Source organism: Arthrobacter sp. KUASC02 (assembly GCF_059739395.1).
Genome location: NZ_AP046053.1, coordinates 1,174,974 through 1,201,230, shown reverse-complemented (window position 1 = coordinate 1,201,230; position 26,257 = coordinate 1,174,974). Strand labels below are relative to the sequence as shown.

The following is a 26,257-nucleotide window of genomic DNA, read 5'->3' as shown; positions in this document are numbered from 1 at the left end:
GCTCGGTCACCGGGGGTTGGCAGGATCTACGCGCCTTGTCTAGGCGGTCACTGGACCGGTCGGTGCTGCGGCGCTGGCGGCATGTCCGCGGCGGCCGCTGGGCCACATTTGCACAGCCATGACGAACGCCCAGGCGGCCATCAGCACCAGGGCCACCAACCGGGGCGGCGAGTCGAACAGGCCAACGTAGGAGACCATCAGGCCATGGACGATCCAGGCGACACCCGAGGCGGCAGCCAGCCATCCTGGCCACCGGGCAAATGCGTACCCGTACGCGATGGCAAGCCCGTAGAAAATCAGCGCGAGTCCGAGCAGGATGTTGGAGTAGCTCTGCAGCGCGTATTCAGTCCATCTCAACGCCATTGCAGCTGACAGCGCAGACGACTCCTGATCGGCGGGAGCAACTGCCCAGGCATCCACGGCCCATTTGAGCGCTACGCCGTCCACCGCCTGGAGCATGGTGATTGCCGCCGCGGTCAGCACCACCGCGACCAGGCCGAAGCGCGCCAGCGGTTTTGGCCCCTCCTTCTGGGCGGTCATGGCAAAGTACAGAGCCACGAGGCCGCCGGAGAACATCAGGGCAGCGACCCACTGCGCGAAGTGGATGGCAATCCAGCCGTCGTTCTGCGCGTACTCCATAAAGACCGCTGTGTGGTTCATGGGGTGTTCCCTGGACGGGTGGACCGCCGTTGCGGCCACCAGCAGGATGACGCCGATGGGAAGCGCAATCGCACCGATCCTCCCCCAGAATGCTCTTGGTTCCACTCCCGTTTCCATCGCTTCTCCTCTCCAAGCCGGCTGCTTCCCAACGGTGCCCGTGATCCCCTGCGGGAGGCATGGCCAGGCTTTCCATTGCTTCAATGTGGCTGGAGCGGGCGAGATAAGTTCGCCCGTAGCAACAGATTAGGAGCATGGGCGCGGAAGGGGTAGCACCAGTTATTTAGCCCTGACCAGGCCGTCACCGGGCGTCGGCCCACCCTGGCCGCTTGAGCACACTGGGGCCATAGACACTGCCACCGGACGCGGGCCCCGCGTACCGTGATGGTGGACGAAGTGAGTTACTCGAGAACCGCTGCTGAACCACTACGGGGAGGTAACACGCAATGAGACTGACGCTGATGGAGTTCCTGACCTTGGACGGTGTGTCGCAAGGTCCCGGCTCCCCGGATGAGGACACCAGCGACGGCTTCACCCAGGGAGGGTGGTTCGTTCCGCACCTGGATGAGGAGTTCGTGCAACAGGCTGTGGACAGGCTGGGCCGGGCGGACGCATTGCTGTTCGGCCGCCGCACCTACGACAACTTTTCGCGCGACTGGCCGCAAATGACGGACCCCGATGATCCGTTCTCCGAAAAGATGAACGGCCTGCCAAAGTACGTGGCCTCCCATAGCTTGGAGCAGGCGTCCTGGACACCGACGACCGTCCTCTCCGGCGACGTCGCAGCGCAGGTCGCCGACTTGAAGCGGCAGCCCGGAAGGGAGCTGCAGATCCACGGGAGTGCCAGGCTGGCGCAGTCCCTGTTGGCCGCCGGGCTGATTGACGAGGTGAGGCTGGTGATCGCCCCGGTGGTGGTGGGGAACGGGCGGCGGCTGTTCCCGGTGGGAGGCGCACCGGCGGGCCTGCGCCTGGTCAGCAGCAGGACGACGCCGGGCGGACTCGCCATTCTTGTCTATGAGTCGGCAGGGCTTCCGGAATACGGGACGTACGGGGCCGGCGCTTAATTCCGGGCAGCCGGCGCGTCAGCTGCCGGCTTCCGGGCGGCCCATTCGTCGCGGAGCATGGCGTAGACAACTTCCGTGGCCCAGACGCCCTTGTAACGCCACTTGTCCACGTGCTTGCCTTCGAGGCGCATGCCCAGCCGCTCGCAGATCGAGGCCGACGCCGTGTTCAGCGCGTCCAGTTTGGCGTCGATCCGGTGGAAGTCCAGGCCCTCGAACCCCAGCTTCAGCATCGCCTCCGCGGCTTCGGTGGCGTAGCCCTTGCCGCGCGCCCCCGGGGCAAGGCTCCAGCCCACTTCCGCCTGGCCGAAGCCCGGCAGCCATTTCAGCACCACTTCGCCGATCAACCCCGGGGAGTCCGCGGCCTCGATGGCCAGCGCCACCCAGTCGCCCTCCTTCTTGAAGACAAAGTTGGCGTAGTTGCCCACGCGTTCCATGCACTGCGTGTAGCTCTTGGCTTCGCCCGGCAGGAACCGTGCGGTTGCGGGCAGCGAGTGGTAGGCGTAGAAGGCGTCGAGGTCGGCGGCCTCGAAGCGGCGCAGGACCAGGCGGTCGGTGCGGATGGGCAGTCTGATGTCCGGCATGGTTTGAGCGTACCCTCCGCGGCTGCAGCACTGACGGCGTCAGCACACTGGGGGTGTCCAATAGACACTGCCACCGGATCTGCGGCCTGCGTAGCGTGGTGGATGTGGACAGAAAAAACGAAATCCGCGAGTTCCTGATCTCGCGTCGTGCGAAGATCAGCCCGGAGCAGGCCGGTATCCCCAGCTACGGGGAGCTGCGCCGGGTGCCGGGCCTTCGCCGCGAGGAAGTGGCACAGCTTGCCGGGGTGAGCACGGACTACTACACGCGGCTGGAACGCGGCAGCATCCGGGGCGTCTCCGACTCGGTGCTTGAGGCCGTGGCCTCCGCCCTCCAACTGGACGACGCCGAGCGGACCCACCTGATGGATCTGGCCCGGACGGCCAACGCCCCCTTACGCGGGGCACGGCGCCAGGCCTCCCGCCAGCCCGCGCAGCAGCGGGTCCGTCCCGGGGTGCTGCGTCTCCTGGACGGAATGACCGGAGTGGTGGCCATCGTGCAGAACGGGCGTTCTGACGTGCTGGCCGCCAACCTCCTGGGCCGCGCGCTGTACTCGGAGGTCTTCGACTCCGCCGTGGCCTCCGGCCCGGACACGCCCGGCCGGCTGCCGAACCAGGCTCGCTACCTTTTCCTCGACCCGCGCGCAGCAGACCTGTACCCCGACTGGCGGGCGATCGCGGCCACCACGGTGGCGATGCTGCGGCTGGAAACGGGGCCGAATCCCCATGACCGGGCGCTGAACGAGCTGGTCGGGGAACTGACCACCCGCAGCGGACTGTTCGCCGGATTGTGGGCGGGACACGACGTGCGGATCCACACCACCGGAACCAAACGGTTCCACCATCCAGTGGCCGGGGACCTGTCCCTGCAGTTCGAAACCCTGCACCTCCCCGGCGACGAAGGACAGACCCTGTTCACCTTCACCGCGGAGCCCGGCTCCACGTCCGAAAACGCGCTGGCATTCCTCGCCAGCTGGGCGGCATCACCCGCCGAATCGACCACCAAGTCCGGCATAACCACCAAGACCGAAACAACCAGCAGGAAAGACAGCACCTCACAATGACTGAACAGAACACCCTCGCCCAGGACACACTTGCCCAGACCAACACCACCGCCCAGAACACCACCGCCGGGGATGCCGTCACCGGGAAGAAGGTCTGGTTCATCACCGGAGCCAGCCGCGGTATGGGCACCGACATCGCGAAGGCCGCACTGGCCGCCGGCCATGCCGTGGTGGCCACCGGCCGCAACCCGGAAAAGGTCGCCCAGGCCCTGGGCGACAACGAGAACCTGCTGGCCGTAAGGCTCGACGTCACCGACCCCGCCGACGCCGCCGCCGCCATCCAGGCCGCCGTCGACCGGTTCGGCCGGATCGACGTCCTCGTGAACAACGCCGGCAACTTCTACGCCGGGTTCTTCGAGGAAATCAGCCCCGGGGACTTCCGGGCGCAGATCGAAACCACCATGTTCGGGCCCATCAACGTCACCCGTGCGGCCCTGCCGGTGATGCGGGCCCAGCGCTCAGGTCTGGTGGTCACCATCTCCTCAACGGCCGGGATCGCGGGCGGAGAGTTCCTGTCCGCGTACGCCGCGTCGAAGTTCGGCGTGGAGGGCTGGGCGGAGTCCCTGGCCCTTGAGGTGGCCCCGTTCGGCATCCGCAGCATGATCGTGGAGCCGGGGTTCTTCCGCACCGAGCTGCTCACCCCGGAATCGACCAGTTACGCCGAATCCACCATCGAGGACTACGCCGAGCGCACCGAACAGACCGTGGCCGCATGGAAGGGCATGAACGGGCAGCAGGGCGGCGACCCCGCCAAGCTCGCCGACGCCCTCATCAACCTGGCGGAGCTGGATGAACCACCGCTGCGCTTCGCTGCGGGAGCCGACGCCGTCGGCGTGTTCGAGGAGCGGGCCAAGGCCCTCCAGGACCAGGCCGGCGCGCACCGCGACCTCTCCAGCAACCTCGCCCACGCGTGACTAGTGAGGGAGCGTCCCGGCAAATGCGACCAGAAGTGAGCGAGCGTCGGGGTTAGGGGGCAACCGATGAATGCACGACGGCGGCGGTCGCCTCCGCGATGGCGCGCTCCTCGTCGGTGGGCACCACCAGGACGGGGATCAGCGACGCGGCGGTGGAAATCACCCGCGGTTCCTTGGACCGCTCACTGTTCAGCCCGGCGTCGAGCTCTATGCCCAGCGCCCCCAGCTTGTCTCCCACCAGGGTGCGGAACTGGTGCGAGTTTTCGCCGATGCCGGCGGTGAACACTAGCGCCTTCGCCCCGCCCACGGCCACGTGGTACCCGCCGATGTACTTGGCCAGCCGGTAGGACGCGACGGCGAGCGCCGTGGCAGCGCGGGCATCGCCGGCTTCGGCGGCCTCCACTACGGAGCGCATGTCGTTGTTGCCGGCCAGGCCCTTGAGCCCGGATTCGCGGTTGAGCAGCGAGTCAAGGTCCTCCGTGGACCAGCCGGCCCGGCCCAGGAACACAAGGATGGACGGGTCGAGGTCGCCGGAGCGGGTGCCCATCACCAGGCCCTCCAGCGGGGTGAACCCCATGGAGGTGTCCACGGACTTCCCGCCCCGGATGGCCGTGACGGAGGCGCCGTTCCCCAAGTGGGCGATCACGCCGTCGAACTCTTCCACCGGGAGGTCCAGCAGCGCCGCCGCCTGGTGCGAGACGTACTCGTGCGAGGTGCCGTGGAAGCCGTAGCGGCGGATTCCGTGGTTGGTGTAGAGCGAGTCCGGCACCGCGTAGCGCCACGCGTGCTCGGGCAGGGTGCGGTGGAAGGCGGTGTCAAACACGGCAACCTGCGGCATGTCCGGCCATTTCTTGGCGATGGCGCGGATGCCCAGCACGTTGGCCGGGTTGTGGAGCGGAGCCAGCGGGTTGAGCCGCTCGATGGCGCGGGTGATCTCGTTGTCGATCAGCACTGGTTCACCGAAGCGCTCGCCGCCGTGCACCACCCGGTGGCCCACGGCATCCAGTTTCCGGTCGCCCAGCACCTCGTGGATGGCGGCGTCCACCTGCTCCAGTGCCTCGGCGTGGTCGCGCGGGCCCTCGATCTCGCCGTCGCCTTCACCGCCGTTGCCCATGCCGATCTTCTCGATCAGCCCCTCGGTCAGGACGCTGTGGGATGCCACGTCGCGCACCTGGTACTTGAGCGAGGACGAACCGGAGTTGATGACGAGGACGAGCACTGGGCCTCCTAAGCCGTAGCTGCTGCGGTGGTCGGTGGAAGTTCGATCGTAGCGCCATTGCATCGGGCGCGGCGGGCGCTTAGAGTCGGCGGACCAACTGGACTATGCACGGAGGGCTTTTCCATGAGTGACAGCACCACCCAGCCGACCGGCGGGGAGCCGGACGCCACCGCACCGGAAAGCGCCGGACCTGCGGGCACCGCGCCGGAGTCCGGGTCCAAGGCGAAGGACCCCACCGGCGTCGAGGGCGCGAACCCGGCCCTGGACGACACAGGCAACCTCAAAGCCACCGAGGTGGGCGAGTCCCCCGAGCCGCCCGAAAACGTGGAGGACCTGGACCTCACGCCCGAAGACAGCTAGCGACGCGTGCGCTAGCTACGCGTGCGCGGCGGCGGCTGCCGGTTCGGCGGCCGGTTCCACGGACTGCGCCTGCACGGCCGTGATGGCCACCGTGTTCACGATGTCCTCCACGGTGCAGCCGCGGGAGAGGTCGTTCACCGGCTTGCGGAGCCCCTGCAGGACAGGCCCGACGGCGACCGCCCCCGAGGACTGCTGCACCGCCTTGTACGTGTTGTTGCCGGTGTTCAGGTCCGGGAAGATGAACACGGTGGCCTGCCCGGCGACGGACGAGCCCGGCATCTTGGACTGCGCGATCGCGGCATCCACGGCGGCGTCGTACTGGATGGGGCCCTCGACGGCGAGGTCCGGGCGGCGCGCCTTCACCGCTTCGGTGGCCTGCCGGACTTTGTCCACCGCCTCGCCGGTGCCGGATCCGCCGGTGGAGTAGGACAGCATGGCCACCCGCGGATCCACGCCGAACTGCGTGGCGGTCTCCGCCGAGGCCAGCGCAATGTCCGCCAGCTGCTCGGCGTTCGGGTCCGGGTTGACCGCGCAGTCGCCGTACACCAGCACCCGGTCCGGCATTAGCATCAGGAACACCGAGGAGACGATCTTCACGCCGTCGCGGGTCTTCACGAACTCCAGCGCCGGGCGGATGGTGTGGGCGGTGGTGTGCGCTGCGCCGGACACCATGCCGTCCACCACGCCCAGCTGGACCATCATGGTGCCGAAGTAGCTGCCGTCCAGCATGACCTCCAGCGCCCGGGCCAGGTCCACGCCCTTGTGCGCACGCAGCTCCGCGTACTTCTCGGCAAACTGCTGGCGCAGCTCGGACGTGGCGGGATCCACAATTTTCATGCCGGACAGGTCGATGCCCTGCGTGGACGCAAGCTCGCGGACGTCCGACTCGTTGCCCAGGATGGTGAGGTCGCAGACGTCCCGCCGGTGCAGGATTTCCGCCGCACGCAGGATCCGCACGTCGTTCCCCTCGGGCAGCACGATGTGCCGGCGCTGCAGCCGGGCCCGTTCGATCAGGTCGTGCAGGAAACGGAGCGGCGTCATCCGCTCCAGCCGCGGCAGGTGCAGGCGCTCCACCAGCTCGGCCTCGTCCACGCGCTTTGCCCACAGCCCGACGGCGGAGGCCACCTTGCGCCGGTGCCCGGACCAGATTTCGCTGCGGACCTCTGACACGCGCTTGGCCGTGGTGTAGGTATCGTCCGGGCTGGCGAATACGGGGAACGGCGCCTGCGCCAGTAGCGAGTAAATGTTGGGGTCCGGGGCCAGGCCGCCGGTGAGGATCAGCGCTGACGGCACCGGGAACTCCGGCGAGAACGACGACGCCAGGCACGCGACCATCACGTCCGCGCGGTCGCCCGGGACGATCACCAGCGCACCGTCGTCGAGCACGTGCAGGAAGTTGGCCACGCTCATGGCCGCCACCTTGATGGAGTGCACGTCGCGTTCCATGTCCTGCCGGCCGGCGACCTGGCGGATCCCCAGGGCGGTGGCCACCTCGCCGGTGGTGGGGCGGGCGATGTCCTCCAGCTCCGGGAAGACGTACACGGGCCGGCCGGACGCGCCGGGCTTCACGGCCGCGACGATCCCGTCGACGTCCTCCGGATCGGCACGGTTCACCATGATGGCCAGCAGGCTGCAGCGTTCCGCCGCCAGTTCCTTGCGGGCAACCTCGACGGCGTCGGCCGCCTCCGCCACGGTGCGCCCCTTCGCGCCCACCACCGCCACGATGGACGCGGCCAGGTTGTTGGCGAGCCGGGCGTTGAGGTCGAATTCGACGGCGGCATCCTGGCCGGTGAGGTCGGTGCCCTCCACAATCACCACGTCGCAGTGGCGAGACATGTCGGCGAAGATCTCCACGCAGCGGGCGTCGATCTCCGCCCGGTTTCCCTCCGCCAGCAGCGAGCGGACCTCGGCGAACGTCAGGCCGCCGCGGCAGCGGTCGTCGTCGAGGTCGAACCGGGATTTCATCAGGGCCACCATGGGGTCCGAGGCGGCGTCGGTGCCGTGGACCACGGGTTTGAAGAAGCCGATGCGGTCCGCGTGCCGGTGCAGCGTGTCCGCAAGCCCCAGCGCTATCAGCGACTTACCGGATCCCGGTGTGGTCGCGCTGACGTAAATCCCCTTGGCCATGATCCGCCCTTAGGTAGTGACGTGGTGATGCTCCGTCCCTCCATACTTCCACGGTCAGGACCGCTGGACATCCCTGCTGTGGGGTGCGGGCTGGGTCGGCAGTTGGACCGGTGTGCCGGGCTGGCCTTCGACGGGATACTCCTGAACGGGTCCGACGGCGAGTTCCCGGATGTGTTCGGTGGCGGCCCAGCTGGCCAGCAGCCGCAGCCGTTCATCCGACGGCGATCCCGGCACGGCCGGGTAGACGGTCAGCCTGAAGCCGGGGTCCTCGGCCAGGTCCATCGCTTCGTACGTGAGCTCGAGTTCCCCCACCACCGGATGGTGGAACACCTTGGTTCCGGCGTAGTGGCGGCGGACGTTGTGCGCTGCCCACCGGATGCGGAACTCCTCGCTGCGCGTGGACAGTTCCCCGACGAGGTCCGCCAGGCGCTTGTCGAAGGGGTTCTGGCCGCTGTAGGTGCGCAGCAGTGCCACGTTGGTGTTGGCGGCCAGTTCCCAGTTGGGGTAGAAGTCGCGGGCCCGGGGATCAAGGAAGATGAACCGGGAGTGGTTGGCCGGCCGGGCGGGACCGCGGTACATCTCCGAGTACAGGGCGTAGCCGAGCTGGTTGGCCGCCACAATGTCCATGTGCTGGTTGCCGATGAAGGCAGGCGCCGCCGTGATGGCGTCCAGCATGAACTGGAGGGGCGGGCGCACGGTCCCGCTCTGGAGGGGACGCTGCTTGGTCCGGCCGGACGCACTGGAGGCCCTGGCAAGGTTGTAGAGGTGGTCCCGTTCCGCTTCGTCCAGCTTCAAGGCCCTGGCGATGGCGTCGAGGACACTTTCGGAGGTGCCGGCAAGGTTCCCGCGCTCAAGTTTCGTGTAATAGTCCACGCTGACCCCGGCGAGCATGGCGACCTCTTCGCGGCGCAAGCCGGGGACCCGGCGTCGTCCGCCAAAAAGCGTGAGTCCGGCCATTTCCGGAGAGATCTTAGCGCGCCTTGAGGCGAGGAACTCCCTCACCGCCATCCTGTTATCCACCCGTTCACGCTACACCGGGGCAGGGGGTCCCAGGGAGGTACTGCCAGAACCCGGATAGGGAGAGCCGTGGCTAGGAATGGCGCGGCCGGGTTGAATGGGAAATCAACCCCCATCACCACTGGAACGGAGCCAGCATGACCGCCACCGGCGCCCCTGCACACGCCACTGCACCCGGACCTGCTCCCGCGCCAAAACAGGCCGTCGGCCGGCCGCTGGCGGTGGTGCTCGGGCTGCTGACAATCTTCGGTCCGATTTCCATGGACCTCTACCTGCCGGTCCTTCCCGCCCTCACCGCCGAGCTCCGCAGCACAACGTCCGTGGCGCAGCTGACCATCACCGCCTGCCTGCTCGGCCTGGCCATCGGGCAGGTGGTCGCCGGGCCCCTGTCGGACCGCTTCGGCCGCCGGAAGCCGCTGATCATCGGCGTGATCGCCTACACGGTCACCTCGGTGCTGTGCGCGCTCAGCCCCACGGTCGAAACCCTCATCCTCGCCCGGTTCGTGCAGGGCCTCGCCGGGGCTGTGGGCATTGTCATCGCGCAGGCCGCCGGCCGGGACGTCTACTCGGGCGGGAAGCTGATCCGCTACTACGGCCGCCTCACCGTCCTGGGCGGACTGGCTGCCATCATCGGCCCCGTGATCGGCGGCCAGCTCGCGGCCGTCACGGACTGGCGCGGAGTGTTCCTGTTCCTCGCCGCAGTGGGTGTGGCCATCCTCGTCGCGTCCCTGGTGGTTTTCCGGGAGACCCTCCCGCAGGACCGGCGCATCACGGGAGGCCTCTCCCACACCCTCAACGACTTCCGCCGGGTCCTGGCGGACCGGATGTTCGTGGGCGCCGTCCTGATCACGGGCTTCACCTACGCCGCGATTTTCGCCTACCTGAGCGGGGCAACGTACATCCTCCAGGGCATGTACGGGCTCTCCCCGCAGGGCTACTCGTTCGCCTTCGGACTGAACTCCCTGGGCTTCGTGATCTTCGGGTTCATCTCAGGCCGGCTGGCTGAGCACTGGTCCGAACGGGGAACCCTCGCCCTGGGCCTGGCCATGGCCCTCGCCGGCGCCCTGGGGCTGCTGGCCACGGCGCTCCTGCACCTGCCCCTGATCGCCATCATCCTGTCCCTGTTCACCATGGTCAGCGGCGTGGCCGTGACCAGCCCGCCGGCCACCTCGCTGGCGCTCAAGGAATATCCCGACATCGCCGGCACGGCCTCCTCGCTCCTGGGCCTGGCCCGGTTCTCCTTCGGCGGCCTGGCGGCACCCCTGGTGGGCATCGGCGGCGCCAACGACCCCGTGCCCTTCGGCATCGTCGCGGCTGCCGCCGCAGCAGCGGCCGCACTCTGCCTGGGACTGGTCCGCCGGCGTCGAGACCTCGGATAGCGGCGCGGTTCGGTGATCGTTCAGCGGCGCTGGCGGGTGATCGTTCAGCGGCGCTGGCGGGTCTGGCTGAGCTGCTGGATGAAGTGCCCCAGCGCGGTAGCCTCCGCGGGGCTGTCAGCAAGTGCCACGAGGCCGGAGGCCACGCCGGCGAGTTTGATGTTGCTGGTGTTGCTGTAGGTGGTCAGCAGTTTGAAGGCCTCATCCGATCCGATGCCGAGCCGGCCCATGAGGATGCCCTCGGCTTTCGCGATGGTGCTCCGGGTGGCCATGGCGCCGCGGACGGCTTCGCGTGCGGCCAGTTCCGTCTCCCGTTGGATTGTTGACGTCAGGTCCAGCATGACTCCCGAGATGGTCGACAGCTTGCCGGTCCCGTCCAGCACCGCCTCCCCCGCCGTCAGCACTTTTCGCTCGCGGGACGTGGCATCGATGAGGCGGTGGTACATGGCCACATGACCGCCATGTGCGAACAGTTCGTTGCTGACCTCCTGGATCCGCGGCAGGTCATCCGGATGCTTGTGCGCCATCGTCAGCTCCATCGTTGGAACGACGTCACCCCGGCGGTAGCCGTGGATGCTGTAAAGCTCATCAGACCACGTCATAACCCGGGATCTGGCATCAAAAACAAACGTCCCGGCCAACAAGTTTGACGCCCCCAAAGCACTTGAGTACGTCCGCGCCTGCCCCAAAATTCCGCTCATGGCGTCCCCTGTCATGGGTCGGCTTCCCCCGCCTCCGATCGTACGCCGATCACGGCTGATTCCTAAGGCTCAGGCCGCGCCGGCGGATAACTGATAATCCCATTCCAGTTCGGGACCAGCGGGGCTATGCTCAGCAGACGCACGATCAGGAGGCTCCGTGAACCCGCTCAAATTCCTGGCAGCCCTGCCGCAGCCAGTGAAGACCTTTTACATCCTGTTCTTCATCGTCTTTGTTGTCACCTTCGTGTCCGTTCCCCTGGGGGCCAGGGAAGTCACCCGCTGGGCGTCCGGCGCCCTCGGCCTCGTGGCCATCCTCCTTGGGCTGAGCATGCTGACGAACCTGAACGGATCCGCTACCGCCATGTCGAAGTACATGAAGGAGTCCAAGCCGATGGGCGTGGACTACTCCGGATCATTCTTGGCCAGTCCCGCCTATGCCCGGTTCTTCGGCGGATTCTTCGCCTTTGTGGGCGGGATGTTTGTGTTCACGTCCTTGAACAGTTCCGAGATGTGGGGCAGTTAGCGGGACCGGGAAGCACCCACAAGCACCCTCTCCCTGCGGCCGGAAACAGCAGCGGCTCTTGACAGCATGCCCCAAAATGGGATTACCTAATGAACATTCGGTAAATAAAGCTGGAGGCAATGACGCATGGCTGAAGCAACACTCTCCGGGGCCACCCACCCCATCCTTGAAAACGACTATGCCTCTGAATGGATGGGCATCGAAGTCCTCAAACTGGACGACGGTCACGCCACCATCCGCATGACCCTCCGGCAGGAAATGCTCAACGGCTTCGGCATGGCCCACGGCGGAATGATCTTCGCCTTCGGCGATACCGCCTTTGCCTTGGCCTGCAACCCGGCAAGCACGCCGGCCGGCACAGCGGGAGCCGACGGCGACACGATCACCGTGGCGTCCGGCGTCGACATCAACTTCCTCAAGCCGGCCTTCACCGGCCAGGTGATCACCGCCGTCGCCAACCGACGCGCGCATGCCGGCCGCAGCGGACTTTACGACGTGCAGATCTACGCCGCGGACCCCCACACGGCCATAGGCACCAACACAGGCATCAACACAGGCACCAACACAGGTACCGCCGCCGGCACCGCAGCCGACAGCGCCAACCATGAAACACCGGGCGAGCTCATCGCCGAGTTCCGCGGCCGCAGCCGCACCATCTCCAAGAAATAGAAACAGGGACCCCCAGATGACCCTCCACGCCACAGAACCAGCAGCTGCCGCCGACGCCGTGCTGGACCGCGAAGAAACGATATCCCGCGACGAGCTGGAGGCATTGCAGCTGAGCCGCCTCCAGCACACGGTCGCCTACGCCTACGACCGCGTTCCGCTGTACAAGCGCAAGTTCGACGAGGCCGGCGTCCACCCCACGGACCTCCGCGAGCTGGCCGACCTTGGCAAGTTCCCCTTCACCACCAAGGAAGACCTCCGGCTGGAGTACCCCTTCGGCATGTTCGCCGTGCCGCAGCACGAGGTGGCCCGCATCCATGCCAGCTCCGGCACCACCGGCCGCGCCACCGTGGTGGGCTACACCAAGAAGGACCTCGCCGACTGGGCCAAGCTGGTGGCACGTTCCCTCCGCGCCTCCGGCGTCCGCCCCGGCATGAAGGTCCACAACGCCTACGGCTACGGCCTGTTCACCGGCGGCATGGGCGCCCACGCCGGCGCCGAGGCACTGGGCTGCACGGTCATCCCCATCTCGGGCGGCCAGACCGAACGCCAGATCACCCTCATCCAGGACTTCAAGCCGGACGCAATCCTGGCCACGCCCACCTACCTGCTGACCATCGCCGACGCGATGATGAAGCAGGGCATCGACCCGGCCTCCACATCCCTCAAGTACGCAGTGCTGGGTGCCGAGCCGTGGACCGAGGAAATGCGCCACGAGCTCGAAACCACCATGAACATCAAGGCCTGCGACATCTACGGCCTGTCCGAGGTCATGGGCCCCGGGGTGGCCGGCGAAGCCGTGGAGACCCAGGACGGCAGCCACATCTGGGAGGACCACTTCCGCCCCGAGATCATCGACGCGTTCGACCCCACGAAGGTCCTGGGCGACGGCGAACACGGCGAACTGGTGTTCACCTCGCTCACCAAGGAAGCGCTGCCCATCATCCGGTACCGCACCAAGGACCTCACGCGGCTGCTGCCCGGCACGGCACGCCCCGCGCACCGCCGCATGGGCCGCATCACCGGCCGCAGCGACGACATGATCATCCTGCGCGGCGTGAACCTGTTCCCCTCGCAGATCGAGGAAATCGCGTTGCGCATCCCCGAGCTCAGCCCGCACTTCCAGCTGGAACTCACCCGGCCCGAGGGTCAGCGGATGGACCAGCTCACGGTGAAGATCGAACGCCGGGAATCCGTCTCGGCAGAGGTCGTGGCCTCGGCCGCCAAGGTCCTGCAGCAGCAGATCAAGATCCACGTCGGCTCATCCTGCACCGTCAACGTCGTCGAGCCCGGCTCACTGGAGCGCTCAAACGGCAAACTCCGCCGGATCTACGACATGCGTCCGAAGGCATAGCGCGAACGTACACTTGCGGCCCGGCCCGGTTGGGCGCCGCCCAACCGGGCCGGGCAAACGCCTACCGGGCCAGTTCCTGGAGGTAGTCCCACTGCATCTGGCCTAATTCGGTGAGGTTCGTGGGCTGGGTGAGTGAATCCACCCAATCCAACGGGCCTCCTCGGACGAGGTTGTGGTTGTCGCCGCCTTGGGCATGCCATGAGAAGAGCCCCACCCTGCGCTCGGTCGCAGCCTGGAACGCCGCAATGGCACCGGCGCGGATTCCTGCACCCCGATCCACGGCTTCCCATTGCTCCGGGAACCCAGTCTCACCGATGATGATCGGCAATCCTTGCCCCTGCACATCAGCGAGGAACTGGCCGAGCTGTTCAGCTGTGTCCCAGCGGTCATAAACATGTACGGAAAAGACGGTGTTGCCGAACTCGGCCTTCAATTGCGTGCCCCACCTGAGGAATGCTGACTGGTCATTACCGCCGCCCGCGCGCTCCTGGCCGAAGTGGGCGCCGTCGTAGACAATCACATTCTGGGCGCCGGTGGCCCTGATCGCTTGCGACATGGCCACATGGTTGGCGTACCAGGTGTCATCAGGCGGCAGCATCCAGCCGTTCTCGCCGGGTTCGTTCTGGAGGTTGAACCAGACATATGGATTGTCCTTGTATTTCGCCGCTTTGTCCGCCCACCACCCCTTCAATTCGTTCAGCTCAGCTGCTGTGGGATATGAGCCCGCCCTGAGAGTGAACTGTGCCAGCATCACCACAATCTTCTTGGCCGTGTACTCGTTGATGATGGCATCGAAGTCCGAGCTCGATCCGAAGTTGTAGTGCGGGTAGTCATTCGTTCCGCGGTCCAAGGCGACGTCGAGCCTGATGGTGTTCATCTTCCACACGTCCTGGACCGTCGACGACTTACCGATGGGGTTGGGCTCCCAGACGAAGTGGGGACCGTTAAAATTGGACCCCCGCGGGATGAAGGCATTGCCGTCGGGGTCGGTGATTTGGCTCCCGTTGGTGGTGAAGTTGAGACTTGCTGCTGCTGAGGATGACGGTCCTTGTTCGATGCCGATCAGACCGCAGACAGTGATGAGGATGGCAAAAAGGATGGTGGCGGCGCGCCCGCGCTTGAGTGTCATGGGGTTTCCTTGGGTGTTCTCGACATTCCCGGATCCGATTGCATGCCGCCCGCACAGGCAGCCACATTAGCCCGGCCCACCCAGCCCCGTGCTCCGCGTTCTTGGCCCCCTTATGAGACGAGGTTTTAGAGAGTTTTAGCACCAGCCCCCGGGGAGCGCAATAGGCTGAGTACTACGTCAGGAGCGGAAGAGTCCGCAATTGCCCATGTCGGCACGTCTGGCCGCAACGTTGGCATTCCGGTGCCACATGCGGACAGTCACCCACATGGGGAAGGTCCCCGGCTGCTGCAGCCGGGGACCGTCCTTTTACGGGAGGCATTCAGTGCACTACTGCCAATGCGCGACAGCGCTGTGACGTGCCGATGGCTAACCGCCAGCCGGGCAGCCCAACGTACCTGATCCCGTCCCGATCCTTGAAACATTTGAGTCAGAACCGGTCCCCGCGCCGATAGTTCCTCTACAAGCTTTCTAGCACCGGGGCACCGCGCAGGCAAGGCATTTCTGGTCCGTGACACTGATTGCGCCTAATAACCGAACGTTCATGAGAAAATAGCCGGTATGTCCACAACTGATGCACCCACCAAGCGCGGCCGCCCGGGATACGACCAGCAGTCGGTGCTGCAGATCGCCGTCGAGGTCTTCAACCGCCACGGCTACGACGCCACGTCAATGGGCATCCTTGCCGAAAACCTTGGCATTTCCAAGTCGGCCATCTACCACCACGTACCGTCCAAGGGCGACCTCCTCAAGCTCGCCCTGGAGCAGGCACTGGGCGGCCTCGAGGCCATCCTGGAGCAGCCGCAGGCCCAGTCCGGGACGGCCGAGGCCCGGCTCGAGTTCGTACTCCGCGAAACCATTTCCGTGCTGGTGGAACGCCTTCCGTTCGTCACCCTGCTGCTGCGCCTGCGCGGCAACACGGACATCGAGCGCGACGCCATGGAACGCCGCCGCACCTTCGACCACAAGGTGGCGGCCCTGATCTCCGCCGCCCGCGATGAGGGTTCCCTCCGCGAGGACATCGATCCCCGCACGGTCACGCGACTCCTGTTCGGCACCATCAACTCGATCGTCGAATGGTACAAGCCGGGCGGCTCGCTGTCCCCGGAAAAGCTGGCCGACGACGTCATCACAATGGCTTTCAAAGGGCTCAACGCGGCACGCTAAGTCCGTTCTCCCCCATCTACGCCGATGGGCCCTCCGGGGCACTCATTGACGGCGGCATGTGTGGCGCCCACCCTGTAGTCATGGCCACGAAATTATCCGAAGTCCTCTTCGGCACGTTCCCGCATTTGCGGTACCAACCCACGCCCAAACGCGTCCGTGCCATGGTGGGCGGGAACACCGTCGTCGACACCTTGTATGCGCTCCTGGTGTGGGAACCCAAGCGCGTGACCCCCATCTACGCCGTCCCCGAAGTGGACCTTCAAGCCGAACTCGCGCCCCCGTCGCAGCAGCCGGGCCAGATCGCGGAGCACGGTTTCAGGCTCAGCGCGGACGGACCGCACGCCTTGGATCCGCGCACGGGCTTCGGGCGGCACACAGCGGACGGTGAGGAGTTCGACGTCGTGACTTCCGGGACGAGGCTGCCCCGCGCGGCCTTCCGGCCGGCCGACCCCGACCTCGCCGGACATGTGGTGCTGGATTTCAACGCCTTCGATTGGCTGGAAGACGACGAAGAGATCATCGGGCACCCCCGTGACCCGTTCCACCGCGTGGACATCCGGGCGTCGTCCCTCACCGTTGAGGTGAGGCTCGACGACGTCACGCTGGCCACCACGAACGCCGCCCAGCTGCTGTACGAGACCATGCTGCCGGTGCGCTACTACATCCCGCCCGCGGACGTCAGGCTGGACATCATGGAGCCCAGCCCCAAGAAGACGGTCTGTCCATACAAGGGCACGGCGAGCTACTGGACGTACCCGAACTCGGAAACCGGGCGGAACATCGCGTGGATGTACGACCAGCGGTTCCGCGACGCCGCCCAGATCCACGGGCTGGTGAGCTTCTTTAACGAACGGGTGGACGTCACGGTGGACGGCGTCAGGCAGGAGCGGCCGGTCACGCCGTGGTCCGCGACGCCGCCGGATTCGCCGTGAACACAGAGCACCCTTAACCGGGCGCCGACACAGAACAGCGCCCCGGCAAGCCGGAGCGCTGTTCCTCGGCACGTAAACCCTGGGCCGGGGGTTAGAGCTGGTAATCCGCCACCGTGTTGATGTTCTCGTGCACGCAGAGGATGTTGTGCTCTGAATCCATGAACCATGCGCACTTTTCGGAATCCGTTGTACAAATGTGGTTCTCGGTCTTGAGATCCGGCAGGTCGTAATCCTGGAACGCGACGCCCCTGGCTTCCATTTCCCTGACCGTGCGTTCAATCTCGCTGACTTCGAAACTCAGGGTGGTGTGCTCTGAATGCTTGCCATCCCTGACAGGCATCAGCTGCAGCATCGGGCCGCCCTCCGAGCCAAACAATTCGCTTCCGTCATCTGCCACGCCCCGGTGCGGGAGCCCCAAAGTGTCCGCATAGAAATGCCGGGCACGCTCTACATCATCGACGGGCAGGACTGTTGTGGCTTTGTTGAGTACTAGGGTCATTTCGCCACCTCCTACGCAGAAAATTCTACGCCGGAGCAGGTCAGAAAGAACCGGCCCAACCCTCTCTCACTTCCCGCCGAAAAACCCCCAACGCCCTCTCACTTCCCGCCGGAAAACCCCCAACCCTCTCTCACTTCCGGTCGTATTAACACCCCGAAATCAATTCCATTTGTAATTGAGAATGATTCTCATATACCCTCAAAGCATGAATGTGACAGTGGTAAGTTCCTTGGACGCTTTCAGCCGGCAACAGGCGTGCGCCGCCCTGGCTGCGGAGACGCCGGGTGCCGTGCTCGTCTTCCATGACCTGCTCGAAGACGGGCTCGTGGTCCGGAGAATCTTCAGAGACGGCAAGCGACTCGAGCGTTCGGAATCCAGGCTCGAACACGCCTGCCTCAGCTGCACCGTCCGGCTGGATGTGGTGCCGACGGTACGCCGGCTGTCGACACCGGCTACGCCCGTTATTCTGGGCCTGCCTCCCGCAGTGACGTCCATGACGGCGGTGCACGCACTCCTGAGGGGCCTCGGCGCGTCAGTCACAATCGATGCAGTGGTCCTGGCATGCGCTCCCGATGCGGTGGAGGACCAGCTCTGGGACCGTCACACAGTGTTCGAGTCCGGCTTTACCCCCGTTCCGGATGATGACCGCACTCCGGGAGAATTCCTCATTGGAGAACTCGCCTTCAGCGACACAGTCCTACTGGCCGATCCAGCCCTGGTGCCGGTCGATCAGGCGATGCGTGGCCGCGGAGTCCAGCTCATCAAAGAGGTGGCTCCCCACATTGCAGTGGCTGACCACGCGGGCGACGTACGGCCCGGGCGGCACAACCTTGCTGAGGCAACAGCCCGGACGGCAGCAGGCTCGGTGCGGATCCCGGCCGAATCCTCCTCGCCGTTCATCACTGTGGTGCAGCGGATTGCTCGGCCCCTTCACCCGGAGCGTTTCCGGCTGGCCCTGACAGCCCTGGCTGAGGGATCCTGCTGGCTGCGCGGACGGCTCTGGGTGGCCTCGGCGCCGGAGTGCAGGATTGCCATCCAGGGAATAGGCCCCCGCGTATGGCTGGAAAACACCGGTCCCTGGCAGACCGACCGGGACTCCCTGCCCTTCGCTATTGCGACGAGCCCCGACGCCGCGCTGGATTGGCATCCCGAGTTCGGCGACCGCGGGACAGTCCTGGCCGTCACTGGCGACGACATCGACCCCGCTGAAATCGCTGCCCTGCTGACGGCCTGCGAGCTGTCCGAGGCGGAAATGAACGACGACGCGGGGCTTTTCCCCGATCCATTTGGCCTTAACCACCGCACCGAATCAACACCAAGGAGCACATCATGAAGGTACGAAACTCCCTGCGGGCACTAAAGAAGATCCCTGGAGCCCAGATCGTCCGCCGCCGGGGCCGCACTTTCGTCATCAACAAGAAGAACCCCCGTATGAAGGCCCGCCAAGGCTGACCTTTTACCCGACACCACAACGCTCCCCCACCGGCATTGAACTGGTCCACATGGTGAGGGAGCATTGCGGTAAAGCCCGCCAAAAGTGAGAGAGCGTCCGGGGGTTGCTTTGTGTCCGGGCTACTTCTCGACGAGGGTGAGGACGTCGTAGGTGGCCACGATTTCGTCGTTCTGGTTGGTGAGGACGGCGTCCCAGGCCACCTCGCCGTACTCGTCGGTCTCGCGCGGGGTGATCTTCTTGGCGGTCAGGGTGACGCGGATGGAATCCCCTGCAGCCACCGGGGTGATGAAGCGCAGGTTCTCCAGGCCGTAGTTTGCCAGCACGGGGCCCGGGGCAGGCTCAACGAACAGCCCGGCGCCCCAGGCCAGCAGCAGGTACCCGTGCGCCACGATGCCCGGGAAGAACGGGTTGGCCTCCGCGGCTTCCTGGTTGGTGTGGGCGTAGAAGGTGTCGCCGGTGGAGTTGGCGAACTTGGTGATCTCCTCGAGGGTGACTTCACGGAGATCGGAGCGGACAGCGTCGCCGATGCGCAGGGTGCTCAGGTTCTTCCGGAACGGGTGCTGGCCTTCGGTTTCCAGCGTGAAGTTGCGGTCCGCGCCGGTGTGCCAGAGGCCCGTGACGGCGGTGAGCATGTTGGGCGAGCCCTGGATGGCGGTGCGCTGCATGTGGTGCATCACCGAGCGGATGCCGCCGAGCTCTTCGCCGCCACCGGCCCGGCCGGGACCGCCGTGGACCAGGTGCGGCACCGGTGACCCATGGCCCGTTGACGAACGGGCGTCCTCGCGGTTGAGCATCAAAACGCGGCCGTGGTGGGCGGCGATCCCGGTAACCAGTTCACGGGCAACCTCGGGATCGTTGGTGCACACCGAAGCCACCAGCGAGCCGCCGCCGCGGGCGGCGAGGCGCACTGCGTCGGCCAGGTCGGTGTAGCCGATCACCGAAGAAACAGGACCGAAGGCCTCCAGCGAGTGGACTTCCTCGGCTTCGGCGTCCGCCCAGCTGAGCAGCACCGGGGACATAAAGGCACCGCCTTCGACGACGGCCACTCCCCCGTCCGCTTTGGTCACCTTGGGCGAATCGAGCGTGCCGTACGCAAGCTCGCCGCCGGCGTCGAGCATTGCCTGGACAGCTGCCCGGACGTCGGCCAGCTGCTCAAGGGACGCAAGGGCACCCATGGTGACGCCCTCGGCGCGGGGATCACCCAGCACCACGCGTTCCTCGATGCGGGCACCCACGGCGGCAACGACGTCGGACACCAGCTCCCGGGGCACGATGGTGCGGCGGATGGACGTGCACTTCTGTCCCGCCTTGACGGTCATTTCGGTGACCACGGACTTGATGAAGGCGTCGAACTCCGGCGTGCCCTTGACCGCGTCCGGGCCCAGGATGGCTGCGTTGAGCGAGTCGGTCTCCGAGGTGAAGCGGACGCCGCCCTTCACCACGTTCGGGTGCGACTTCAGCGAATTGGCGGTGGAGGCGGACCCGGTGAAGGCAACGAGGTCGCGGTAGTCGAGGTGGTCCAGGAGCGTGCGGGCCGATCCGGAGATGAGCTGCAGCGAGCCCTTGGGCAGGATGTTGGACTCCACAATGGCCTTGACCACGGCCGCAGCAACGTAGCCCGTGGGAGTTGCCGGCTTGACGATGGTGGGAACGCCGGCGATGAACGCGGGCGCAAACTTCTCCAGCATGCCCCACACCGGGAAGTTGAAGGCGTTGATCTGGACGGCGACGCCCGGGATGCGGGTGAAGATGTGCTCACCGGCGAAGGATCCGTCCCTGGACAGCACCTCCATGGGGCCGTCCACCACCACCTGCGAGTTGGGCAGCTCGCGGCGGCCCTTGGAGCTGAAGGTGAACAGCACGCCGATGCCGCCGTCGATGTCCACCATGGAGTCGATCTTGGTGGCGCCGGTCTGGGCGGACAGCTCGTAGAAGTGCTCGCGGCGGGCGTTCAGGTACTGGGCCAGTTCCTTGAGCTTCAGGGCGCGCTGGTGGAACGTCAGCGTGCCGAGTTCCGTCTGGCCGGTGGTGCGTCCGTAATCCACGACGTCGGCAAGGTCCAGTCCCTCGGTGCTCACCTTGGCGAGGAGCTCGCCGGTGCTGGCGTCCAGGACGGGAACGGCGGAAGCCGCGGCGGCGGCGTCGGGCGTCCACCAGGAGTCCCGGACGAAACTGGGGACGGTCTCCACAGTGTCCAGTGAGGATTTCGGAGCAGTTGCAGTGGTGGTCATCGTTGACGGGTCCTTCCAGCGGGGGCAAGATCATCACGGCCAGTGCATTACTGACCGTCCGTTCGGTAATATGTCTACAGTACATGAATGTGCCGTGCTGCACACTAGCCTGTTGCACACTGGGAAGACCCTACGAAAGAGAAGTGGCCCATGCAGCCCGAAACCGGCAGCGCCGAACTGTGGAAAATCACGCTCGGCGAACTCGACGAGAAGATGGGCGTGAAAATCGTCGAGGAATCCGTGGAGCGCGTCGTTGCCACAATGCCCGTCGAGGGCAACCGGCAGTCGTTCGGGCTGCTGCACGGCGGCGCCTCACTGGCCGTGGGCGAGGCCGTGGGGTCCTGGGCCGCCGTGATTCACGCCAGCACCCTGGGCAAGACCGCCGTAGGGGTGGACGTGTCCGCCACGCACCACAAATCAGCGCGCGAAGGCCAGATCACCATCACGGCCACGCCCATCCACCTGGGCGGAACGCTCACCACGCACGAGGTCCTGCTCACCAACGAGGCCGGCCAGCGCCTGTGCACCCTCCGGATCACCAACCTGCTGATGGACCGGAAAGGCCGCGCGGAAAAAACTTCATGACTTTGCATCCAAAGAGGGGCTCCCGCCGGTAGTAAGGGCGTAAGCACAAACACAGCCCGTACCGGGCGTCCCTCTGAGGAGTTTGAAATGCGCAAAACAACCTACGCCGCCGGAGCACTGTCGCTCCTGGCAGCACTGACCTTCGCGACCCCCGCCCAGGCCGGCGGCTGGAACCACGACGATGCCCCCGCGAAGCTCTCGGTCCTGCACGGCGTGCCCGGCCTGACCGTGGACGTGTGGGTGGACGGGAACCTCACCCTGGACGACTTCACTCCGGGAACCCTCGCGGGCCCGCTGGAGCTCGCGGCCGGCGATTACGAAATCGCCGTCACCGCCTCGGACGCCACCAGCGCCGACAACCCGGTGATCGGGCCGGTGGACGTTGAACTGGACAGCGGCGGCAACTACACCGCGGTGGCCCACCTCGATGCTGACGGCGCCCCCACGGCCACGCTGTTCACCAACGACACGAAGGCTCCCCGCAACGACAACAAAGGCAAACTGACGGTGAGGCACGTAGCCGCGGCTCCCGCCGTCGACGTCCTGGCCGGCGGAACGGCAGTGATCGAGGAACTCAGCAATCCCGACGAGGCAACCCTGAAGCTCGAGGCCGGGACCGTTTCCGCGTCGGTTGCCGCGGCCGGGACCACCGATCCGGTGATCGGGCCGGCTGACGTGACCGTCGAGGCCGGCAAGAACACGATCGTCTACGCCTGGGGCAGCCTGGCCGACGGCACCCTGGACGTGGCCGTCCAGGTGATCGACTCCGAGGACCGTGGCTGCGGCCGCGACTGACGCGGCCCCCGGGAACGACGTGCACGGGGACGACGTGCGCAGGAACGACGTGCACCATCACTAATATCCATCACCGGTGGGGCCGCCTGGACGGGCGGCCCCACCGGCGTGCTTTAGAGCGCTCCGCCCGCCGCTTCCGGCGTGCCGGAGTCGTGGCCTCCACCGCCGTGCCCGCCGCCGTGCCCGTGCTGGCCGCCGCCCCCGCCATGCCCGCCGCCGTGTCCGCCGCCGGCGTCGCCCACCCGCTCACGGGCCAGGAACATCTCGACGTCGAACAGGTTGTCCGCCCGGCGGGCCACGTTCAGGAGCGTGGACATGGATGCGACCTCTTCCACCTGTTCCTTGAGGAACCAGAGCATGAACTGTTCGCCCAGGGGGTCGTTTTCGGCCCGGGCCGCAGCGAAGAGTTCCTTGATGCGGTCCGTGACTTCAATTTCCTGGGCCAGGGCAAGGACCAGGGGTTCCTCGGCCGAGGTGAAATCGTTCCGGACCGGTTCGACCCCCGGAATCGAAATTTTGATGCCGCGGTCCAGGATGTACCGGACCATCATCATCGCGTGGTTCCGTTCCTCGAGCGACTGCCGGTAGAAGTGCTTGGCAAGCCTGGGCAGGTCCTGCCCGTCAAACCAGGCCGCGATGGCGATGTACTGCTGGGATGCCGCGAACTCGTTGCCCACCTGTTTGGCGAGCAGGTCGTTGAATGTTGTGGTGCTCATGGGGCTCTCCTGGAATCGGGGTTCAGGGCTGAGGACCTGCGGCACGGAGGCTCTGCTGGGCCCGGGATTGCCGGAGGGCCTTCTTTGAGCTTGCTCCGCTGCCGCTGCGATGGTCAAGACCCTGCGCGTTGGCGGGACCTCAGGCGGGACCTCAGGCGGAGCTCCTGGCGCAGCTCCGGGCCGGGCCGCTGCCCGGCTCTCTGGCGGACCGTCAGCGGGCACGGCATAATGTGGTTCCACAGGTCTCACTGCCGCTCGAAGGAGCCATCCATGACGCCTGCCGGCCCGCATGATTGGGACGCTGCTCTCGATCATGCGTTCGCGTCCGGCCAGGAAGCGGCCCTCGCCGAGGCCTACCGGCGGCTGAGTCCGCTGGTGTTCACCCTGGCGCTGAGGTCGCTGGGGGAACGCTCAGCGGCCGACGACGTCACGCAGGAAGTCTTTATTCGCGCCTGGAAATCGCGCACCAGTTACCGGCCGGAAGCCGCCCGCCTGCCCGCCTGGCTGGTGGGGATCACGCGCAACGCGATTTCCGATGCACTGTCCGCGCGGATGCGCCGGCAGGAACTGGAACACGCTGCCGGACAGTTCGTCGGTGATGACCGGGTGGCCGGCCCGCCCGCAGCTGACGTGGAAGCCGTGGCCGACCGCATAACCTTGGAGGAAGAGCTGGACCGGTTGGGCGATCCACAGAAGGCGATCATGAAGCTGGCGTTCTACGAGGACCTCACGCACGATCAGATTTCGTCGCGCCTGCAACTGCCCCTCGGCACGGTCAAGAGCCACATCCGGCGCAGCCTCACCCGGATGCGGACCCGGCTGGAGGTGGGCCATGAAGCATCTTGACGATGAGCAGCTGAGCCTGATGGCCCTGGGCGAACCTGCCCTGACACCCGCCGAGGCCGACCACCTGGCGTTCTGCGGTGTATGTTCCGGCACCCTCGCGGCCCTGGAACGCACGGTCCGTGCCGCCACGGTGGATCCCGCGGCAGTGGAACTCGCCACGCCCGGTCCGCGCAACTGGGCAGCCATCCATCAGGCACTGGGGCTCTCCCCCGATCAGGCGGAGGACCCGCTGAGCCGCCAGACCACCGCGGACAGCACCGCCGCGGACAGCACGACGACGGCGGCCGGCTCGGCGACGCCGGTCACCCCTCCGACGCCGCTCCGTCCGCGAGTAGAGGGCACGGCGGCAGGTTCGGGAGCGGCAGGTTCGGGAGCGGCAGGTTCCGCAGGAGCTGTAGGTTCCACAGGATCCCGGTCCCCCAGGACCCCCAGGACCGGCGCGGGTGCCCGGCGCTGGGTGGCGATGGCAGCCGCCGCAGGGATCGTGGTGGGCGCGGCCGCGGTGTGGGCGGGCTACAACGTGCTCGGCCAGGGCCCGCAGGCGGGTCCCTCACCCTCGCCCACGGCGCCCCAGCCCGTGGTTATCGCCCAGGCTCCGCTGCAGCCGCTGGCGTCCTACACCTCGACCGGCAAGGCCCTGGTGGAAAAGCTTCCGGACGGCTCGCGCCAGCTGGTGGTCCAGCTGTCCGACGGACAAATCAGCGGGTTCCGGGAGGTCTGGGTGATTTCGCCGGACCTGTCCAAGCTCGTCAGTCTCGGCGTACTGGACGGCGAGCCCGGCGTTTTCGCCCTCCCCGCGGGACTCGACCTGGCGGACTACCCCATCGTGGATGTATCCAACGAGCCGTTCGACGGCAACCCGGCGCATTCTTCGGACAGCATCGCCCGGGGTGAGCTGACCGCGGAAAACTGAGCCGCCCGCCGTCGTGCGTTACACCCGTTTTCCCGTGCAATGAAGGGCCGATCGGCCCGGAAGTGGAACGGCCCCGACTGCTACGTTTGCTGTGCCGAGCGACGAAACACCGCCTGCAACCGGCATGACCGGAAGGGATCAACCATGCTCTCAGACACTGCATCTCCCGTCATCAAGGCAACGCTGCCTGTAGTTGGCGAGCACATCGAGGAGATTGCCAAGCGGTTCTACAAGCACATGTTCGAGGCACGTCCGGACCTCCAGGACGGCCTCTTCAACCGGGGGAACCAGGCGGACGGCCGGCAGCAGCAGGCGTTGGCGGGGTCCATTGCCGCGTTCGCCGGGTTCCTGGTGGACAAACCCGATCAGCTGCCGGATCACCTGCTGTCCCGGATCGCGCACAAACACGTCTCGCTTGGCCTGAGCCCGGACCAGTACCAGGTGGTCCACGACCATCTGATGTGGTCCATTGTGGACGTGCTTGGCGATGCCGTGACACCCGACGTTGCAGCAGCCTGGGACGAGGTCTACTGGCTCATGGCCAACATGCTCATCAACAAGGAACGCGGCCTCTACAACGCCGTGCACCTCTCACCCGAAACGATCTGGCGGACCTGGCGGGTAGTCCGGCGGATCCAGGAAACCGACGACGTGGTCACCTTCATCGTGGAACGAACCGACGAGCGGGACGTCAAGCCCTCCCTGCCGGGGCAGTACGTCACCATCAAGATGCTGATGCACGACGGCGTGCACCAGCCCAGGCAATACAGCCTCACCAAGGCCGACGACGGCCATCACCGGCAGTTCGCAGTGAAGCGGGTCCATGGACTCCCCACGCCCGACGGCGAGATGTCCAACCTGCTCCACAACGAAATCCACGAGGGTGACGAGGTGGTCCTCTCGGCTCCATTCGGTGACGTGGTCCTCGAATACACGGACCGGCCGGTGGTCCTGGCCAGCGCCGGCATCGGCATTACTCCGATGGCCGGCATGCTGTCCCATCTGGTGAAGTCCGGCTCCCAGCGTCAGGTCATGCTCCTCCACGCGGATGACATGCCGGCGTCGTTCCCGCTGCGGGCCCAGGTCACCGAGGACCTCGCCAAGCTGGCCGACGGATCGTTGAACACCTGGTTCCTCGAACCGGGCGATGTACCGGCCGCACCGGGGTCCGAAAGTGCGCCGGCCTTCAAGGGGTTCATGGACGTCAATGCGGTGGAACTGCCGGACGACGCCGAATACTACCTGTGCGGCCCCCTCCCCTTCCTGAAGTCCGTCCGGAGTGCGCTGGTTGCCCGGGGCGTCCCGGCCAAGGACATCCAGTACGAAGTGTTCGGCCCAGATCTCTGGCTGGCCGACTTCCAATAGCCTGGAAGA

General features: G+C 66.3%; 27 protein-coding genes. 17 read left to right on the top strand and 10 right to left on the bottom strand.

Annotation, left to right across the window (positions count from 1 at the left end):
* Positions 1–39: 39 nt before the first annotated feature.
* Positions 40–777, bottom strand: a complete 738-nt coding sequence (locus tag AC6JAC_RS05545) for a hypothetical protein (protein ID WP_497963761.1) — start codon at positions 775–777, stop codon at positions 40–42.
* Between the two features lie 326 nt (positions 778–1,103).
* Between AC6JAC_RS05545 and AC6JAC_RS05540 the strand changes: the two genes are divergently transcribed.
* Complete coding sequence (locus AC6JAC_RS05540) at positions 1,104–1,721, top strand: dihydrofolate reductase family protein (protein ID WP_497963759.1); 618 nt, start codon at positions 1,104–1,106, stop codon at positions 1,719–1,721.
* Here the strand turns inward: AC6JAC_RS05540 and AC6JAC_RS05535 are convergent.
* Positions 1,718–2,302, bottom strand: coding sequence for a GNAT family N-acetyltransferase (locus AC6JAC_RS05535; RefSeq protein ID WP_497963757.1), 585 nt, complete (start codon positions 2,300–2,302; stop codon positions 1,718–1,720). The genes AC6JAC_RS05540 and AC6JAC_RS05535 overlap by 4 nt on opposite strands.
* Positions 2,303–2,406: 104 nt before the next feature.
* Here AC6JAC_RS05535 and AC6JAC_RS05530 point away from each other — a divergent pair, with 104 nt between their 5' ends.
* Together AC6JAC_RS05530 and AC6JAC_RS05525 are read left to right on the top strand one after the other, a co-directional pair.
* On the top strand, positions 2,407–3,363 hold the full coding sequence (locus tag AC6JAC_RS05530) for a helix-turn-helix transcriptional regulator (RefSeq protein WP_497963755.1): 957 nt from the start codon (positions 2,407–2,409) through the stop codon (positions 3,361–3,363).
* Positions 3,360–4,277, top strand: coding sequence for an SDR family oxidoreductase (locus tag AC6JAC_RS05525; protein WP_497963753.1), 918 nt, complete (start codon positions 3,360–3,362; stop codon positions 4,275–4,277). The genes AC6JAC_RS05530 and AC6JAC_RS05525 overlap by 4 nt, the downstream gene beginning before the upstream one ends.
* Before the next feature lie 52 nt (positions 4,278–4,329).
* On the opposite strand, the gene AC6JAC_RS05520 is transcribed toward AC6JAC_RS05525, so the two are convergent.
* Positions 4,330–5,496, bottom strand: a complete 1,167-nt coding sequence (locus AC6JAC_RS05520) for an acetate kinase (protein ID WP_454699244.1) — start codon at positions 5,494–5,496, stop codon at positions 4,330–4,332.
* A gap of 123 nt (positions 5,497–5,619) precedes the next feature.
* Between AC6JAC_RS05520 and AC6JAC_RS05515 the strand changes: the two genes are divergently transcribed.
* Positions 5,620–5,856 (top strand): hypothetical protein, encoded by a 237-nt coding sequence (locus AC6JAC_RS05515; protein ID WP_497963751.1) that lies wholly within the window; start codon positions 5,620–5,622, stop codon positions 5,854–5,856.
* A 15-nt stretch (positions 5,857–5,871) separates the two neighbouring features.
* On the opposite strand, the gene pta is transcribed toward AC6JAC_RS05515, so the two are convergent.
* Together pta and AC6JAC_RS05505 are read right to left on the bottom strand one after the other, a co-directional pair.
* On the bottom strand, positions 5,872–7,983 hold the full coding sequence (pta, locus tag AC6JAC_RS05510; protein WP_497963749.1) for a phosphate acetyltransferase: 2,112 nt from the start codon (positions 7,981–7,983) through the stop codon (positions 5,872–5,874).
* Positions 7,984–8,037: 54 nt separating this feature from the next.
* On the bottom strand, positions 8,038–9,003 hold the full coding sequence (locus tag AC6JAC_RS05505; protein ID WP_497963747.1) for a helix-turn-helix transcriptional regulator: 966 nt from the start codon (positions 9,001–9,003) through the stop codon (positions 8,038–8,040).
* A gap of 134 nt (positions 9,004–9,137) precedes the next feature.
* Here AC6JAC_RS05505 and AC6JAC_RS05500 point away from each other — a divergent pair, with 134 nt between their 5' ends.
* Positions 9,138–10,379 carry a multidrug effflux MFS transporter gene (locus tag AC6JAC_RS05500; protein WP_497963745.1) on the top strand — a complete coding sequence of 414 codons (1,242 nt, stop codon included), beginning with the start codon at positions 9,138–9,140 and terminating at the stop codon, positions 10,377–10,379.
* A 44-nt stretch (positions 10,380–10,423) separates the two neighbouring features.
* On the opposite strand, the gene AC6JAC_RS05495 is transcribed toward AC6JAC_RS05500, so the two are convergent.
* Complete coding sequence (locus AC6JAC_RS05495) at positions 10,424–11,077, bottom strand: PAS and ANTAR domain-containing protein (RefSeq protein ID WP_043437855.1); 654 nt, start codon at positions 11,075–11,077, stop codon at positions 10,424–10,426.
* A gap of 157 nt (positions 11,078–11,234) precedes the next feature.
* Here AC6JAC_RS05495 and AC6JAC_RS05490 point away from each other — a divergent pair, with 157 nt between their 5' ends.
* The 3 genes from AC6JAC_RS05490 (at position 11,235) to paaK (ending at position 13,620) form a co-directional block, all read left to right on the top strand.
* Positions 11,235–11,600 carry a hypothetical protein gene (locus AC6JAC_RS05490; RefSeq protein WP_028270037.1) on the top strand — a complete coding sequence of 122 codons (366 nt, stop codon included), beginning with the start codon at positions 11,235–11,237 and terminating at the stop codon, positions 11,598–11,600.
* A gap of 126 nt (positions 11,601–11,726) precedes the next feature.
* On the top strand, positions 11,727–12,269 hold the full coding sequence (locus AC6JAC_RS05485; protein ID WP_497963742.1) for a hotdog fold thioesterase: 543 nt from the start codon (positions 11,727–11,729) through the stop codon (positions 12,267–12,269).
* 16 nt (positions 12,270–12,285) lie between these two features.
* A complete protein-coding gene (gene paaK, locus AC6JAC_RS05480) occupies positions 12,286–13,620 on the top strand; it encodes a phenylacetate--CoA ligase PaaK (protein WP_347898715.1) in 1,335 nt (444 codons plus the stop codon).
* A gap of 61 nt (positions 13,621–13,681) precedes the next feature.
* Here paaK and AC6JAC_RS05475 read toward each other — a convergent pair whose 3' ends face one another.
* A complete protein-coding gene (locus tag AC6JAC_RS05475) occupies positions 13,682–14,749 on the bottom strand; it encodes a cellulase family glycosylhydrolase (protein ID WP_497963739.1) in 1,068 nt (355 codons plus the stop codon).
* Positions 14,750–15,307: 558 nt separating this feature from the next.
* Between AC6JAC_RS05475 and AC6JAC_RS05470 the strand changes: the two genes are divergently transcribed.
* Together AC6JAC_RS05470 and AC6JAC_RS05465 are read left to right on the top strand one after the other, a co-directional pair.
* Positions 15,308–15,913 (top strand): TetR/AcrR family transcriptional regulator, encoded by a 606-nt coding sequence (locus tag AC6JAC_RS05470; RefSeq protein WP_028270033.1) that lies wholly within the window; start codon positions 15,308–15,310, stop codon positions 15,911–15,913.
* Positions 15,914–15,993: 80 nt separating this feature from the next.
* Positions 15,994–16,845: a DUF427 domain-containing protein gene (locus AC6JAC_RS05465; RefSeq protein WP_028270032.1), complete on the top strand. Its 852-nt coding sequence runs from the start codon at positions 15,994–15,996 to the stop codon at positions 16,843–16,845.
* A 91-nt stretch (positions 16,846–16,936) separates the two neighbouring features.
* Here AC6JAC_RS05465 and AC6JAC_RS05460 read toward each other — a convergent pair whose 3' ends face one another.
* The gene (locus tag AC6JAC_RS05460) at positions 16,937–17,344 is read right to left on the bottom strand and encodes a VOC family protein (protein WP_028270031.1); all 408 of its coding nucleotides are present in this window, start codon (positions 17,342–17,344) and stop codon (positions 16,937–16,939) included.
* Positions 17,345–17,549: 205 nt separating this feature from the next.
* Between AC6JAC_RS05460 and AC6JAC_RS05455 the strand changes: the two genes are divergently transcribed.
* Positions 17,550–18,677: a GTP-binding protein gene (locus AC6JAC_RS05455; RefSeq protein WP_043437853.1), complete on the top strand. Its 1,128-nt coding sequence runs from the start codon at positions 17,550–17,552 to the stop codon at positions 18,675–18,677.
* Complete coding sequence (gene ykgO / locus AC6JAC_RS05450; RefSeq protein ID WP_011693081.1) at positions 18,674–18,796, top strand: type B 50S ribosomal protein L36; 123 nt, start codon at positions 18,674–18,676, stop codon at positions 18,794–18,796. Before AC6JAC_RS05455 ends, ykgO begins: the two co-directional genes overlap by 4 nt.
* 120 nt (positions 18,797–18,916) lie before the next feature.
* Here the strand turns inward: ykgO and paaZ are convergent, their stop codons facing one another.
* Positions 18,917–21,028 (bottom strand): phenylacetic acid degradation bifunctional protein PaaZ, encoded by a 2,112-nt coding sequence (paaZ, locus tag AC6JAC_RS05445; RefSeq protein WP_028270029.1) that lies wholly within the window; start codon positions 21,026–21,028, stop codon positions 18,917–18,919.
* Between the two features lie 150 nt (positions 21,029–21,178).
* Between paaZ and AC6JAC_RS05440 the strand changes: the two genes are divergently transcribed.
* Positions 21,179–21,613, top strand: a complete 435-nt coding sequence (locus AC6JAC_RS05440) for a PaaI family thioesterase (protein ID WP_028270028.1) — start codon at positions 21,179–21,181, stop codon at positions 21,611–21,613.
* A gap of 87 nt (positions 21,614–21,700) precedes the next feature.
* The gene (locus AC6JAC_RS05435; protein ID WP_028270027.1) at positions 21,701–22,408 is read left to right on the top strand and encodes a DUF4397 domain-containing protein; all 708 of its coding nucleotides are present in this window, start codon (positions 21,701–21,703) and stop codon (positions 22,406–22,408) included.
* A gap of 113 nt (positions 22,409–22,521) precedes the next feature.
* On the opposite strand, the gene AC6JAC_RS05430 is transcribed toward AC6JAC_RS05435, so the two are convergent.
* On the bottom strand, positions 22,522–23,124 hold the full coding sequence (locus tag AC6JAC_RS05430; protein WP_043437851.1) for a ferritin: 603 nt from the start codon (positions 23,122–23,124) through the stop codon (positions 22,522–22,524).
* A 270-nt stretch (positions 23,125–23,394) separates the two neighbouring features.
* Here AC6JAC_RS05430 and AC6JAC_RS05425 point away from each other — a divergent pair, with 270 nt between their 5' ends.
* The 3 genes from AC6JAC_RS05425 (at position 23,395) to AC6JAC_RS05415 (ending at position 26,248) form a co-directional block, all read left to right on the top strand.
* Positions 23,395–23,970 (top strand): RNA polymerase sigma factor, encoded by a 576-nt coding sequence (locus AC6JAC_RS05425; RefSeq protein ID WP_028270026.1) that lies wholly within the window; start codon positions 23,395–23,397, stop codon positions 23,968–23,970.
* Positions 23,957–24,883: an anti-sigma factor gene (locus AC6JAC_RS05420; RefSeq protein WP_028270025.1), complete on the top strand. Its 927-nt coding sequence runs from the start codon at positions 23,957–23,959 to the stop codon at positions 24,881–24,883. Before AC6JAC_RS05425 ends, AC6JAC_RS05420 begins: the two co-directional genes overlap by 14 nt.
* 144 nt (positions 24,884–25,027) lie before the next feature.
* A complete protein-coding gene (locus tag AC6JAC_RS05415; RefSeq protein WP_028270024.1) occupies positions 25,028–26,248 on the top strand; it encodes a globin domain-containing protein in 1,221 nt (406 codons plus the stop codon).
* Positions 26,249–26,257 lie beyond the last annotated feature (9 nt).

Bases quoted from the DNA above. Each gene is read 5' to 3' on its own strand.
- AC6JAC_RS05430 (WP_043437851.1), bottom strand. From the start codon at position 23,124: ATGAGCACCACAACATTCAACGACCTGCTCGCCAAACAGGTGGGCAAC.
- AC6JAC_RS05540 (WP_497963759.1), top strand. From the start codon at position 1,104: ATGAGACTGACGCTGATGGAGTTCCTGACCTTGGACGGTGTGTCGCAA.
- AC6JAC_RS05545 (WP_497963761.1), bottom strand. From the start codon at position 777: ATGGAAACGGGAGTGGAACCAAGAGCATTCTGGGGGAGGATCGGTGCG.
- AC6JAC_RS05470 (WP_028270033.1), top strand. From the start codon at position 15,308: ATGTCCACAACTGATGCACCCACCAAGCGCGGCCGCCCGGGATACGAC.
- AC6JAC_RS05500 (WP_497963745.1), top strand. From the start codon at position 9,138: ATGACCGCCACCGGCGCCCCTGCACACGCCACTGCACCCGGACCTGCT.
- AC6JAC_RS05440 (WP_028270028.1), top strand. From the start codon at position 21,179: ATGCAGCCCGAAACCGGCAGCGCCGAACTGTGGAAAATCACGCTCGGC.
- AC6JAC_RS05415 (WP_028270024.1), top strand. From the start codon at position 25,028: ATGCTCTCAGACACTGCATCTCCCGTCATCAAGGCAACGCTGCCTGTA.
- AC6JAC_RS05475 (WP_497963739.1), bottom strand. From the start codon at position 14,749: ATGACACTCAAGCGCGGGCGCGCCGCCACCATCCTTTTTGCCATCCTC.
- AC6JAC_RS05435 (WP_028270027.1), top strand. From the start codon at position 21,701: ATGCGCAAAACAACCTACGCCGCCGGAGCACTGTCGCTCCTGGCAGCA.
- ykgO (WP_011693081.1), top strand. From the start codon at position 18,674: ATGAAGGTACGAAACTCCCTGCGGGCACTAAAGAAGATCCCTGGAGCC.
- AC6JAC_RS05525 (WP_497963753.1), top strand. From the start codon at position 3,360: ATGACTGAACAGAACACCCTCGCCCAGGACACACTTGCCCAGACCAAC.
- pta (WP_497963749.1), bottom strand. From the start codon at position 7,983: ATGGCCAAGGGGATTTACGTCAGCGCGACCACACCGGGATCCGGTAAG.
- AC6JAC_RS05460 (WP_028270031.1), bottom strand. From the start codon at position 17,344: ATGACCCTAGTACTCAACAAAGCCACAACAGTCCTGCCCGTCGATGAT.
- paaK (WP_347898715.1), top strand. From the start codon at position 12,286: ATGACCCTCCACGCCACAGAACCAGCAGCTGCCGCCGACGCCGTGCTG.
- paaZ (WP_028270029.1), bottom strand. From the start codon at position 21,028: ATGACCACCACTGCAACTGCTCCGAAATCCTCACTGGACACTGTGGAG.
- AC6JAC_RS05515 (WP_497963751.1), top strand. From the start codon at position 5,620: ATGAGTGACAGCACCACCCAGCCGACCGGCGGGGAGCCGGACGCCACC.
- AC6JAC_RS05420 (WP_028270025.1), top strand. From the start codon at position 23,957: ATGAAGCATCTTGACGATGAGCAGCTGAGCCTGATGGCCCTGGGCGAA.
- AC6JAC_RS05485 (WP_497963742.1), top strand. From the start codon at position 11,727: ATGGCTGAAGCAACACTCTCCGGGGCCACCCACCCCATCCTTGAAAAC.
- AC6JAC_RS05535 (WP_497963757.1), bottom strand. From the start codon at position 2,302: ATGCCGGACATCAGACTGCCCATCCGCACCGACCGCCTGGTCCTGCGC.
- AC6JAC_RS05455 (WP_043437853.1), top strand. From the start codon at position 17,550: ATGAATGTGACAGTGGTAAGTTCCTTGGACGCTTTCAGCCGGCAACAG.
- AC6JAC_RS05425 (WP_028270026.1), top strand. From the start codon at position 23,395: ATGACGCCTGCCGGCCCGCATGATTGGGACGCTGCTCTCGATCATGCG.
- AC6JAC_RS05495 (WP_043437855.1), bottom strand. From the start codon at position 11,077: ATGAGCGGAATTTTGGGGCAGGCGCGGACGTACTCAAGTGCTTTGGGG.
- AC6JAC_RS05465 (WP_028270032.1), top strand. From the start codon at position 15,994: ATGGCCACGAAATTATCCGAAGTCCTCTTCGGCACGTTCCCGCATTTG.